Origin of the sequence: Anaerotignum propionicum, from assembly GCF_024461735.1 — a bacterium.
Taxonomy (GTDB): domain Bacteria; phylum Bacillota; class Clostridia; order Lachnospirales; family Anaerotignaceae; genus Chakrabartyella.
Genome location: NZ_JANGAD010000005.1, coordinates 99958 through 113371, shown reverse-complemented (window position 1 = coordinate 113371; position 13414 = coordinate 99958). Strand labels below are relative to the sequence as shown.

8 protein-coding genes are annotated in these 13414 nt (G+C 42.5%); 1 reads left to right on the top strand and 7 read right to left on the bottom strand.

What is annotated here, in order from left to right:
* Positions 1 to 20: 20 nt before the first annotated feature.
* Positions 21 to 1292, top strand: a complete 1272-nt coding sequence (locus NE558_RS08315; protein WP_256149552.1) for a sensor histidine kinase — start codon at positions 21 to 23, stop codon at positions 1290 to 1292.
* Between the two features lie 13 nt (positions 1293 to 1305).
* Here the strand turns inward: NE558_RS08315 and NE558_RS08310 are convergent, their stop codons facing one another.
* The 7 genes from NE558_RS08310 to NE558_RS08275 form a co-directional block, all read right to left on the bottom strand.
* Positions 1306 to 1569 carry a hypothetical protein gene (locus NE558_RS08310; RefSeq protein ID WP_256149551.1) on the bottom strand — a complete coding sequence of 88 codons (264 nt, stop codon included), beginning with the start codon at positions 1567 to 1569 and terminating at the stop codon, positions 1306 to 1308.
* A 185-nt stretch (positions 1570 to 1754) separates the two neighbouring features.
* Positions 1755 to 2645 carry an EFR1 family ferrodoxin gene (locus tag NE558_RS08305; RefSeq protein ID WP_256149550.1) on the bottom strand — a complete coding sequence of 297 codons (891 nt, stop codon included), beginning with the start codon at positions 2643 to 2645 and terminating at the stop codon, positions 1755 to 1757.
* An 848-nt stretch (positions 2646 to 3493) separates the two neighbouring features.
* Positions 3494 to 3919, bottom strand: a complete 426-nt coding sequence (locus NE558_RS08300) for an RNHCP domain-containing protein (protein ID WP_256149549.1) — start codon at positions 3917 to 3919, stop codon at positions 3494 to 3496.
* Between the two features lie 364 nt (positions 3920 to 4283).
* Positions 4284 to 4901, bottom strand: a complete 618-nt coding sequence (locus NE558_RS08290) for a TetR/AcrR family transcriptional regulator (RefSeq protein WP_256149548.1) — start codon at positions 4899 to 4901, stop codon at positions 4284 to 4286.
* A 521-nt stretch (positions 4902 to 5422) separates the two neighbouring features.
* The gene (locus NE558_RS08285) at positions 5423 to 10543 is read right to left on the bottom strand and encodes an S-layer homology domain-containing protein (protein WP_256149547.1); all 5121 of its coding nucleotides are present in this window, start codon (positions 10541 to 10543) and stop codon (positions 5423 to 5425) included.
* Between the two features lie 15 nt (positions 10544 to 10558).
* Complete coding sequence (locus NE558_RS08280) at positions 10559 to 10789, bottom strand: DUF2442 domain-containing protein (RefSeq protein ID WP_305145030.1); 231 nt, start codon at positions 10787 to 10789, stop codon at positions 10559 to 10561.
* Between the two features lie 106 nt (positions 10790 to 10895).
* Positions 10896 to 13388 (bottom strand): LuxR C-terminal-related transcriptional regulator, encoded by a 2493-nt coding sequence (locus NE558_RS08275; protein ID WP_256149546.1) that lies wholly within the window; start codon positions 13386 to 13388, stop codon positions 10896 to 10898.
* Positions 13389 to 13414 lie beyond the last annotated feature (26 nt).

Genomic DNA, 13414 nt, shown 5'->3' with positions numbered 1-13414 from the left:
ATGGAGGGAGTTGCTTTTCAATGGCAGCAACAGTGATAGGACTCTTACGATTTGGGTTTTCTCTTGTCTTTGGTATCACGGTGTCCGTTCTCTTTGCAGGCATAGAAGCTACAAAGAAAAACAGGCTCATTACAGGTTTGCTCTGTGTCATTTTCCTTTTCGTCCAAACCGTTAGTTGGTGGCTTTTAGGCTTAGATTTGACATCAAAGCTGTATCCACTGATTGTCCATATGCCGCTGATCGTAATATTCTCTTTATACTATAAGCGTCCGTGGCTCATATCCGTTGCCAGCGTGCTTTCCGGTTATTTTTGCTGTCAGGCTCCACGCTGGTTTGGTTTTCTTGCGGGAGCTACTTTGGACAGCAGACTTGCAGACCATATTTTTTATATAGTATTTGTGTTTTTTGCGTATTATTTTTTAAAAAGATATGTGACCGGATCTGTCCGGCAGTTTATGGAGAAGTCTACCAAATCTTGCTTATTTTTAGGCGGAGTTCCCCTTTTTTACTATCTGTTCGACTACATAACCACCATCTACACCGATGTGCTTTACAGTGGCGCCGAATGGGCGGTACATTTCATGCCCTCAATAGTCTCTGTTTTCTACTTTGTGTATGTTATCCTTTACTATACCGAAACGCAAAAACAAGCTATCCTCCAAAGAGAACGGGATATGTTGGATGTACAGTTTAGACTGGCGCAGACAGAGTTTGTTTCTCTGCGGCAATTACAACAGAACGCCGCATCCTATCGGCATGATATGCGCCACCATTTTGTGCTTTTACAAGGACTTGCCTCCAAGAAAAACATAGAGGGGATTAAAGAGTACCTACGAACTGCCCAGTCCGACATAGACGCCATCACACCCATATGCTATTGCGAAAACGAAACCGTCAATCTGATTTTGTCCGCTTTCACTACAAAAGCCAAACAGGCGAAAATCATGCTTACAGTAGATGCGAAACTACCTGATTCCCTTCCCTTTAGCGATACTGAGCTTTGCTCGCTCTTGTCAAACGCTTTGGAAAATGCAATACAAGCCACAAAAAATATAAACGATGAAAATAAACGTTTTATTATGCTGCGAGTGTTTTCCAAAAATAATAAGCTTTGTATTGATATTCGCAACCGATATCAGATAGAGCCGACATTTCACCAAGGACTTCCTGTATCAAAAGAACAAGGACATGGTTTTGGAACAAAAAGCATGGCTCATATCGTTGAAAAGCATGGTGGTGTATTTCAGTTTTCCGTTAAGGATGGCTGGTTTATATTTCAGGCTACCACCTAAAAGGTTGTTTTATTTAGCAATTCCTCTTATTGAACTTTTTTCTCCATGGCTCATAGTGAAAGCCCCACCCCATACCGTAATAGTTGTAAAATGCGGTAAAAGCTTGCCCTTCGAGTATGAAGGACAGGCTTTGTTGAACTATCAGCAGCCAGAATATCATAGTGTAAATTAATGCTACTTTTTTGGCTTTCAAATTTTGTGCTAACCCTACAATACAAGCGACCTTCAATTTTTTCTTTTCTTCTTTGGCAGGTTCCATTCTTTTAAGTTTTTTCATATCAATTCTTTTTCTAAATTGTGGACATAGGAAAGCCGTGAGCTGATTTCAACTCACGGCTTTCGCTAATTTTATTCTGGTTCCTTGGCCGAGGCAATTTTTCTCTAAAACGAATCCATCGACTGTATTCTAAAAAAGCCTTATAAAGTATTATTCTTTATAATAATGAAATTAATTAATCAACTTTATATCCATTCGTTCTCAATATACTCCCTGAAAAACGAGTACACTCCAGCAGTAAGCTCCTCATCTGACTCAAGAATCGTGTTTTCAATTTGTTTTTCTAACCTGTCTAAATCATATCCGCCTTTAACCACCATAAATCGTGATACAAAAGGGTAAATAGAATGTGTATGACAAATGTATATGCATCGAAGACACTCTACGCAGCGCCATCCGAAATGAGGAGTTCCATAATTCATTTTTATGTTTTCCATAGGGCAACTATTAGCACAGAGTCCACATTGCGTGCACGTCTTCTTAATTCTTAATTCTTTACCAAATAACTTAGATGTTACCTTTTCAACTTTAGCCAAACGTGTTATGACCCTGCTTTTCAATTTAGGTTCAATTCTTCGCCGTTTCAATTCGAGGATTTCTTTAGCCGTATTCTCTGCTTTAATCGGAAGCAATTGAAGCAAACGCATGGAAAAAGACTCTTTTGTTGCAAACAGTATATTAAACGGCATAATAATCATCCGCTCATAGAAAACATTATACCCTTTTTTTGATAAAGCTCTTATTAAACCAATTCTGCAAGCTTGATTAATCCAGTATTCGCCAGCAGCCGAAACCGAAATCAGTGCAACAGATACCATTTGACATTTGGGAAGCGCTTTTATCCATTTATAAACTGGCTCCGGTGCATCAAATGCATGAACTGGAAAAAGGATTATAATAAAATCATATGAGATGTCATTAAAAGTACCTTCTCTTTTAGCAATTTCTATTAACTTCGTTTCTAAATATAAAACTTTAACGTCACATCCACACTTGATAAGGCTAGTTTCTAATGATGAGGTAAATCGTTTTGTACCACCAGTACCTGAAAAACAAACCAATTTAACTTTTTTCATAATACCTCCTCATTCCATTTATTCTTCCATTATTAATTATTTTTTCAACACAAACTAATGCCTTAAATTCAAATTCTCCGCATTCGTTCCGAGTTCACAGGGGACGGTTCTTTTTGATTCCCAGCTTACTTATTTAGGCTCAAGACTCTTGGACAGCGTTTCTATATATGTCTAACATTTTTACTTCAATATCATTACTTCTGTTGTGCTCATTAATTCAGCTTTCAACTATCTTTCCATGTGTTTTTTCTTCAATCTCTTTTTCAAAAAGAACCGTCCTCATCGTTCTTCCATTTCCCTGGTCAAACCGGCTAATCCCATTATCTTCCTACTACATAACCACTTTGATTTCAATTTTTCTGTAAATTACTCTCTGTCCTACCTTGTTAGTTCCCCAACTACTCTTGACCTTGATCCTAGTTCTATCAACTCAGCTTTTGTTATTTCTTCCGCTTCTTTATCACTGCGTATCTACCGCAAATTTAAAAATTCCTCTCTATTAATTTCCTTTTTAAATATTTTTTTGGTTTTATGGCCCTCGCTTAACATCAAAATTACATCTGCTCGATTTTACTTATCCGATTCAATTGTTTAACCAAGGCATTCCAGTTTAGATAATGCGTTGCAATCGTAAACAGCGCCAATAGAGTTTATAAATACCCTACAATTATGATGACCGCTCTATGAAAGTAATAAAATTGACTGTGAAAGCCACATTGGATAGCCAACCAAAGGTGTAGCTGTAAAGATATTCACCTAAAAACAAACAGAGCCAATAACCATGAGTATCCACCTATCAGGTTATCGGCTCTGCATCTATGCGTCTGGGCTCTGTGATTTTTTTGTACTCACTTTAATCTCCCATCGCCAGCCATTAAATCAGTCATTTCCTCAATTTTCTCAATTGGGAACGGCGGAAGTGCTACTGGTTTCAATGCAATCGACATTAGCTTCATAGGATTGTCGTCAGCCGCTATTCGATTAGATGAAAGTTGGCCACATATATGGCAACGGTGAATAATCGCCCATTCACCATTTTTGCGTACCCAAACTGCTATCGGCTCCATATAACCACCACAATCCGATTCACGGTCACCGGGTTCAATATCCACATGAAGGCTGTGCAGACAGTTTGGACAATGATTGCGGTGGTCGCTCCCAGCACCTGTCGGCACTACTAGCCTACCGCAGACCTTGCAGGTAAAACTGTCGTTACATGCGTGGATTTTGTAATATCCTTTTTCGTATTGTTTCCGTTTGTTTTCTCTATTCATGAGATTTTATCCTCCTAAAAGTCGTTGTTTTAGTCCCTTTGGGAGGCTTGGTAGAAATTGATTTATACGCAAACCTCCTGGTTAGCGCACAATGCCCTGGTAATAATTGTTTTTCATAAAAAATCCTCCTGTTTTCTGTTTTTATAAGTACAACTTTCGTTGGACTTTCTGAACATGAATAAACTTTCATTTAATTTGTCATTTCTTAAACAACTTCTATTTTTAGGTTTTTGCAGAAATTATTTTTTCCTGTTTACATTTTGGCAAAATAATAATTTTTCAAAAATGTATCCTTCAAGTATGTCTTGTTACCCCACACAGGGCATAAAACCCACTCTAATTTCATATTCTCACCTTCACAAATTTATATCTTTTCTTTAGCATATTTTTCTATGAAACACTCAATATGTGTTATAAAAAGTTTTACAATTTCCTCTTTTTCTTCTTCACCTGATGCTGCGTCTAAAATGCTTAGTGATAAATAGAACGGAGCATAGAGCTCAATAGCCATTTGTTTTGCACTGCCCTTGTGCCAAGTCCCTTGATTCATCATTTTACGAAATAAATCTTCTATAAAGTTGATTGGCCCACTGGCTAAAACTTTTTGATACAATTTTGTCATTTCAGGGTTTCTGTACTGTTCCAAAGTCAACATTCTACGGAAATTACAAGCAATTTCATCTTCCGTCCAGTAATATAACTGCGATTCCATATATGCTTTCACGCTTTCCACAGAAGTAATACTGAAAAAATCTTGTTCTTTTTCTGGAAAACCTACTTTTTTAGAACGCTCAATATCTAATTGACATATACGTTCAAAAATGCTATCAAAAATATCCCGCTTATTTTTATAGTGTCTATATAGTGCACCCTTTGTCATACCCAACTCTCCAGCAATTTTGCTAACAGAAACCGCCTCATAACCGTCTTGTGCAAACAATCGGAGCGCAGTCATCAGAATATCTTCCTTTGTATCAGTCATTCGTTTACACCTCCTACGTAGTATACGGTCGTTTACTATATTATAGTGAACGATCGTTTATTTGTCAAGAGGCTCCACAGAAAGTAGTAATAAACGCAATTGCTACGCTGGTTAAAGTACCTACCAATTATTTCTCTGCAAAATTCTTGTCTTCAAGTTGTTTATACCTAGCAATACTTTTTGCAGTCAGCACAAGCCAACTGCTCCGAATTGATTACATTAGATTAAAATTGAAACAATAATTCATTCAAGCTTTCCAATGATACGCCCTAACTGAGGATCAATAAAATTTAGGTTCTTAGGTGCCTAAATAAAGGACTACTGACGATTCTCTGTTAAACTCAGGAATTCTACGTAGTCCTTTTTTTGATCCTGTTGTACTCCCCACTTTGTCCGCCCTTGTAATCAACGCTATCGTCTCAACGTGTTTGATTCATGCCAATATGTCAACAGGATATATAGAAACATTAGACAGGCTGTGATCTTTTTAACTCGCAGCCTGATTGATAACAGAATATAACCTACTCTGCCAACAAATTATACAACACTTGTGCCATTTCAGCTCTGGTAGTTGTGCTGAGTGGTTGGATTTTCCCATCATTTCCACTGATCGCTCCAGTCCCGATAAAGGTTGTGATTGATTCTCTAGCCCAGTTAGCAATTTGCGAAGCGTCTGAAAAGTCAGAAACTGTCTTTCCAGAATCGCCTTGGGGAATCTGACCAATAACTTTTTGGGCATTGTACAACAGAGTAAACATTTCCTGTCTGGTTATGGCTTGCTCTGGACCAAATTTGTTATCGCCTAAGCCACTTAAAATTCCCTTTGCCTTGGCCGCGGCAAGATAACCTGTGTAATAGGTGTTTCCGGCATCAGTGAAATTGGCAGTAGCATTTTTATCCTCTTGGATCCCGTAGGCTTTCATCAGCATTACGATAAACTGCCCTCGGGTGAGGGTCGCATCCGGGCTGAATTTGCCATCACCTGTACCAGTGGTGATACCCTTTTCCGAGATGAAGGTCACCGCGTCATTGTACCATGCATCAGAAAGAACATCGCTAAACTTTTCAGACAGAGCTGATGTATTATATCCCACAGCGTAATAGCTAAAATGCGTGGTGGTGAACACGACACATTTGGTAGCCGGATCATACTTCGCGTCCTTCATCTTGATTAAATTGCCACTGCCGTCAATGTACCAAGCAATGATTTGTTTAGGATTTTTCAATTCCTCTGCTGTTGGTGTATATGGAATTGAAACCATCACAGGCGCATTTGGGTTGTTCCAAGCCGCGGTTTTGCCATCGATTGAGAGTTCCAACGAAACGATTGGGTGATTGCCCACCTTATCCTGTGCATCCTTCGGCAGATCGCTAAACTTAACCACACCAATATGAATCTGTGCTTGATTTCCTGAAGCAGTGCTTGTGCCAGCAAGCATGTTAGAAGGAAGCGTAATATTGCCCACAGCCGTATTCAGAGTGACCGAGCCATTGCCCCCTATGGAAGATAAGCTAGCCTCAGGGATACCAAGGCTGTATTTGCTCACGCCTGTGATTTTTGGTATGGCAACTGAAATATCCTTGTTCTTTGCCACCTGTGTAGCGGTTAGTTCCGCCGACGCACTGCCCGCTTTTGTATTGGTCTTGATTTCAGTTTTGATTGCGCTACCGCCACCCGTTACATTTGCTTCCTGCTTGGGGACAGACGGAGCAGCCCCGCCGCCAGAACTGCTAGAACCGCCGCCACCTGTCCAGTAAGCATATACAGTCATGTTGGAGGTGACAGATGTGGAAGCATTAAAGCCTGTTCCTCTGCCGCCTGCACCTGTAAACCATCCACGAAAGGTATAGCTGCCATTGGTTGGATTCATAGGCAGAGTGTCAATGGCTGTGGCAGGCGAAACAACGGTTTTCGTTGCGTATACCGTGCTGCCATTCATGAAGGTAACGGTATAGGTGTAGCTCGGCTGTGATTGTATCACCGTTACAGTGGCTATTCCAGATTTTGATGTATCAGCCACAGATGTAGCTCTGACAGTGAGTGTAGCCGCCGTTTCGTTAGGCGCAATTGTCAATTTGCCGTCAGTGCCTATGGCAGTTGTACCGTTGCCACCTTCAACCGTCCACGTTATGGCTTGGCTTGGATTATATGCTCCATTGACTATGGCACCAAAATGATAGGTCTTACCTTTTTGCACCGTTACAGTAGGAGGGTTCACCGTTACGCCGGTATAGGTGGCAGAAATCGTCTCATAATTTGCCGTTGCCGTCACTATTTCTGCTGGCATGGTGAATTTTGCTGTCTGGCTACTTTTGCTTGTTCCATCCACAAAAATAACATCAGGGGTAATACTCCACTCTTTGAACTGTTTTCCACCCGGTGCAGGAGCAGGAGTGATGGTAATGGTTCCACCCCTTACATAACTGCCGCTGCCTGTGCCGTTTGTAACGTTAACATCATGAGGCGTGTCAAGACATACTTTGAAGTACAACGGCGTTGAGCCTTCATTGGAATTGATTGCATTGTCCTTTTGCGCCCACACATAAACGTCATAGTCTCCCCTAGATAAATCGGCTCCGCTTAAATCCTTTGTTTCCAAGGTCAGGCTCGTGTTGTCGCCATAGCCATAGCCCACCACTTGCCTTTCGCCACCCTCTGCTGTAACAATTTTATAGGTTAGTTTCGTGTCTGCACTTGCACCTGTCGCTGTAATATCAAGGTTTGTGCCAAGCTCAATCGCATTTGTTGAGCCATTTTGCAAATCCCCTCCATTAAGGCTTAGTGTGCCAATCTGTAGAGCACTATTTAATATTGTTAGCTTATAATTCTTTGCTGTATCATCACCTGTGGCGTAATTATTTGCCACAGTGGCTGTTGCCCAAGGTTTATTTGTCACATCTGAGAGAATTTCAGAAGCAAAAAGAACTGCTTGGGGATCCAGCTTGCATAAAGGGCGAATACCATTATAGCCTTCAACATTGCACGCGCTGTCTGTATATCCATAGCCAGTTACTTGGTTTTCAACGTAGGCCCCATCTTCGATGGGTGACCTAAGCCAATAGCTGGACACCGTGCCACACTTTAAGGTCGCAATGTTATCACTCACGGAGGTTCCTAACTGTACGGTGGGGCTTGTTTCAACATTTGCATACCAAGTGACGTCACTCGTTCCGCCAAAACTTTGATTATGGTTGTTTGATTCAGGCAACCATAATTTGCAACCGCTAAACTGTTTAATCTCCCCGCCGGGAACTACTTTTGCGGATAGTCCTGTTGTCGTTAGGATATGCTCCGTCTCGGGTGTGGTAAAGCTTCTCAAAAGAAAGACAGCATCGGCACTATATGAAAAGGTGGTATTTAGAAAAGCTTGCGCGTAGCTTCCTTCCCAACCACTTGATTCACCCGACTTACCAAATTTGCCACAATTCACAATATAATGGCTCATTAATGTAATACCATGGTCTGGGCTTCCCGGTTCTTCCCCCATGATGCGCCACAAAACTGGGGTAGCTTGTGCTTCCCATGTACTATAATACGACGTTCCCGACCTATGAAAAGGTTCAAGAATGTGTCGATAGCTTCCATAGTAAACCTTGCCGCCGCCAGACAGTAACGAAGTAAAGTTTACGCCGTCATTACTCTTGCCCACGGTGTCGACATCTGTATTGGGGAGAACATAAGCCGCCGTTTCAATTTTCAGCGGACTGCTAATATTGCCTACCACATCCTTAACCACCACATAAATGTCCTTTGCACCTGCGCTCAAGTCAACTGCCTTGCCTGTGACTGTACCGCTCACCAAGCCGAGGGATGTTCCGCTGCTTACGATATCAGCTTTATCCGGCGCGGCTACATCTTTTTCTGCCACAGCATAGTAAGCTTCCCCTACTTCATTGGTGGTAAAGCCGATGGTTGCCGCCGTATCACCGGTGCGGCTCACACTTCCCGCTGAAAGGATAGGCGCAGTGTCTATTGGAACATAAGCCGCCGCTTCAATTTTCAGTGGATCACTAAGATTTTTTGCAACATCCTTGACCACCACATAGATGTCCTTTGCACCTGCAGTAAGGATAACTGCCTTGCTTGTGACCGTACCACTCACCGAGCCGAGGGATGTTCCGCCGCTTATGATATCAGCTTTATCCGGCGCGGCTGCATCTTTATCTACCACAACATAGTAAGCTTCCCCTGCTTCATCCGTTGTGAAGCCGATTGTACCCTCCGTGTCGCTGGTGCGATTTACACTACTCGCCGAAAGCATGGGGGCGATACTATCCGTAGTCGCATAAGCCGCCGCTTCAATTTTCAGCGGGCTGCTAATATTACCTGCCGCATCCTTAACCACCACATAGATGTCCTTTGCCCCTGCGCTCAAGTCTATCGCCTTGCCCGTGGCCATACCATTCACCGAGCCGAGGGGATTTCCGTTGCTTACGATATCCGCTTTTTCCGGTGCAGCTACGTCTTTTTCCGCTACAGCATAGTAAGCTTCGCCCGCTTCATCGCTGAAGAAGTCGATTGTACCCTCCGTGTCGCTGGTGCGGTTCACGCTGCCCGCCGAAAGCACGGGAGAAGTGGAATCATCTGAAGAAAATCCAGTGCCGCTTACGGTACCCTTTCCGTTTGCATCCACCGTCAGCGTCATTGTGCCCACTGGCGCACTTGCATAATCCGAAAAGTAATCGTCGTTAACCTGTTCACAGAAGATTTGTAGATCATAAGTTCCATGTTTTACACCCGAGATAGAAAATGTACAATTTCCACTGGGATTGCTGTCACAGTCCGCCAACTTACCATAATATTCCAGTGTGTTGCTTTGCTGCAGTACGCAGGAGAGATACTGATTTGTTCCCGTCTGTGCACCGGAATAAGCGAATTGGATTGCATTCGTGCCGTTGGTTTCTGCTGCCAATGTGAGCGACGGCGTTGCCATGGCTGAATCGATAATCGTACATTTCATCGCACCGCTGGGAGCTGTCACCCTGGCGAGGGAACCTATGCTTGTGGATTTGCCGTTTGCGGCGGCAGTTGCAAATAAAGCAGATGACACATCCACCTTAAAAGCTGGGCAGACGGCAAGTGTTTTACTTACGACATCGCCGTCTACAATAACTTCACCGTCAAATTTGACATATGCCGCGGCAGTATCACTCGCACCTGGTGTCCGCAACCACCAGCTATCAGATAAAGAGCGAGCACTTTCATTTATATTCCATGTACCTGCGCTGCTACCAGTACCCATTTCTTCTACCGATGGCAGTACCATTTTTTGGCTAATGTCAATACTATTCGGATCTTCTGTACTCCCATAAGCGGCTATCAACTTCTGTTCTGCTGCCGTGAAAGCATCATCCAAAAATGTGCTGTTCAACCATGTGCAGATCTCTGAGCCGCTCCAATTGGCATGTTCGCTGCTGTCATACGCCTTACTTCCCATACTGTCCGCTGTCCACAGAGTGACGCTGCTGGCATCGGTTGCGGTTGCTACAATGTACCACTTGATAGGGTTACCGTTGATGTTTTTTCCAAAATACACCTGCGGTCTATCTATTCCCGCCCCATAAGACGTCATCGGCAGCATGGTCAAAATCATACACACCACTAAAAATAGGCTACTTATTTTCTTCCATGTTTGTTTCATTCTTAGAATCCCTCCTTATTTTTGTGCCAGTTGGAACGCTTCTCTCAGGGATATTTCTACTTTTCTTTCCCAGTTGATGCAGATGCCGTTGGTGGTTGCTTTCTTAAACAACTCCACATCTCTCAGCATTCCAAACCGGATTGTTTCTAACCTGCTCTTTAGACTTAAATGAATACTGCTGCCGTTATCTAAAATAATCTCAAGACAGTAATCCTCTTTCGGTACAACATTGACTATTTGGCTCAACTGAATCACCCCCACAACATAAAAAACCACCATACTTATTGTACAGTGGTTTTTTTATGCTTTATATCACCCAAAGGGTGATATTGGTAAATGATATACGGAGACATTATTGTTCTTTTCGCTCCGAATCAACATATTGTTTCAGTAAAGCACGGGAACCAATCCCTAGTTTTTGAAAAATATGCTTCAAAATGGTTTTCACCGTGTTTTCAGTAATATACAGTTGCTGCCCGATTTCTTTGTTGGAAAGCCCTTGTGCAACCAGCTGTGCAATTTCTGCCTCCCGTTCAGTAAGAACAGGCCTCTCTCTTGTGAAATATTCAGCCGTAATACTTTTGATTGCCTGTTTGTAAGGCTCATACAGACCTAAGATAGATGAAATGAATTCTTTTTGCATCCCTCTACGATACAGTTCTGCCAATAAAGTTTCTATCCCTCCACAATGTTCCACAAAGGGCATCAAAAGCAAATCGGGATGGGCTAGTTTCAGAGCCTTGGTAAGTTCCGCAAGTGCCTCAACCCTCCTATGCAGCTTTTCATTAGCAGCTGCTGCATAGATGTGGGTGTATATCTGTGCCAGAAGATTGGGGAACAACGCAGCGTTCTCCATAAAATAATCCATGCTTCCAAGCAACTTGTGGTATTCCTCCCGAACCAGAAGCACATGTCCATATATGATATTAAAAAAAGGCAATGCCGGGAAGTGGAGCTTACTGAAATGATAATTTCCGTTTATGATCCATTCTGGGATGTCCTGCTTCTGTCCTAGGGAAGCCAGTAGAAAGGCTTGGCAAAGGTCAATCGTATCAAGTAGATGATACCATATCCCTTTCTCCGTTTGCTCTCTAATTTTTTGAAGGTTGTACGCCGCATAAGCATAATCCCCCTTATACAGCCCCATCTTAATCTGGAGAAAGACTGCACAGATTAAAATGTCTTGCTGTTTGCAGAGGCTGGCATAATAGAGTGCCTTATGTACTAAAATTTCTGCATCATCAAATTTACCGCACAGATAAGAAATTTCCGCATCCATAATGTGATCTGCACCTGCGCCATGACCTTTTGCAATCAGATCATAGTAGGGCAAAGTCTCCCTCATGAGTTTTAGTTCATGCAGAAGTTGCCCAGCTTCCCTGTGAAACATATAAAGCACAGAGGGGGAACCAAATGTCCAACCGCCACGTGTATCCATAAACTTGGCGGGCCGTTCCATCAAATTGCAAGCCGCTTTGATATGCTCTCCCATTTTTTCAAGATCATTATATTTGGTGAAGCTGAGGAGAAGCTCTAATTCGCCCTCAATTTCACAAAGCGACTGATTTTCTCTACTCGCGCTTCGCAAAAGTGCCCCTATTTCTTCACATACTGCTGCAAAACGCACCATTTCATTATAGGAAAAAAGGCAGATTGCAATGACCAGCAATGCCACAGGATGTTGTTCTCTAATAGGGACTGGGCATTCCTCATAGAAAGAAATCAATTCCTCGCGGTGCTCATTGAGTATACTGTGCCCCTGATCTACTTCAAGCACAGTAAAGAGAGCATCCCAGTCTCCCGCAAGGTAGTAACATCGCAACGCAGAAATATACTCACCGGTTTTTGCAAACCACGCTGCCATTCGACGGTTTAATTCGTCTTTTTCTTTTGGCTCCATCCGCTTCGTTAATTCCTGAAGGAACTCAGAAAAGATTCTATGCACCTGATAGATTTCGGTTTTTTCGTCGTAGCTGATGAACGCATTCCTGCCTACGATTGCATCCAACAGTTCTTTGGTGTTTCCCTTCTGCCACATATGAGATGCCTGCTCTATTGTAAAGCTATCGAGAAAACAGATATGTACAAGAAAATCCCTAATTTCCTGACTGAACGGAGTATAAACGGTCTTTTCAATCAATCGAGAAATGTTTGGTGACCCTGTTAGGATTCCCTCATCCCTGTAGCTTAACATTAAGAGGTACAAGGCGCTAATCCACCCTTCTGTATAAGTGTGAAGATTTTTGACCTCTTTTTCCTGCAATGTTACTCCGCACAGCCTGTAATACGATTTGATTTCTTCCGGTGTAAATTCCAAAGATTCCTTCTGGATATGCTGCAAATATCCCTTTAGAACAAGTTCGTCTAAATTGTTAAGCCGTGTATAACGGGCGGTCAACACAATATGTAATCCTGGCAGTTCATTCCAAAGCAGATATTCCATAAAGTCATTGACTTCCGGGTTGTCAGCCAGATGGTAATCACCTAATACAAGAACGATGGGTTCCGATGGTAGTGCCTTCTGGATGAAACCCAAAACCATTTCTTTGGCAGTGCCGTTTACGGGAAATCCGATATGTTGGAGGGATTCATAGCAGTCCCCATCCAACTCCCTGAATAAGTGGCAGAAGTACTTCCAAAAGCCTGATAGTGAATCGTCACGAAGCCTTTGCTCTAAAACTCGAACTTTGGTATTTTTGAAAAACGCCCTCACTCCGGTAGTTTTTCCATAGCCCATTGGAGCCTCTACTAGAGTGCAGGGGTACTGTGTTACCTTTTCCATTTGCATCTTAAATGCAGCAGTCAGGTAGACTGTCGCTGTATCAAAAGTTTTTATTTTTGCCATCCTCATAACCTCCCAAAATTTTGCCA

Excerpts from the sequence above, each read along its gene's own strand:
- NE558_RS08285 (WP_256149547.1), bottom strand. The coding sequence starts at position 10,543 with ATGAAACAAACATGGAAGAAAATAAGTAGCCTATTTTTAGTGGTGTGT.
- NE558_RS08310 (WP_256149551.1), bottom strand. The coding sequence starts at position 1,569 with ATGAAAAAACTTAAAAGAATGGAACCTGCCAAAGAAGAAAAGAAAAAA.
- NE558_RS08275 (WP_256149546.1), bottom strand. The coding sequence starts at position 13,388 with ATGGCAAAAATAAAAACTTTTGATACAGCGACAGTCTACCTGACTGCT.
- NE558_RS08290 (WP_256149548.1), bottom strand. The coding sequence starts at position 4,901 with ATGACTGATACAAAGGAAGATATTCTGATGACTGCGCTCCGATTGTTT.
- NE558_RS08315 (WP_256149552.1), top strand. The coding sequence starts at position 21 with ATGGCAGCAACAGTGATAGGACTCTTACGATTTGGGTTTTCTCTTGTC.
- NE558_RS08305 (WP_256149550.1), bottom strand. The coding sequence starts at position 2,645 with ATGAAAAAAGTTAAATTGGTTTGTTTTTCAGGTACTGGTGGTACAAAA.
- NE558_RS08300 (WP_256149549.1), bottom strand. The coding sequence starts at position 3,919 with ATGAATAGAGAAAACAAACGGAAACAATACGAAAAAGGATATTACAAA.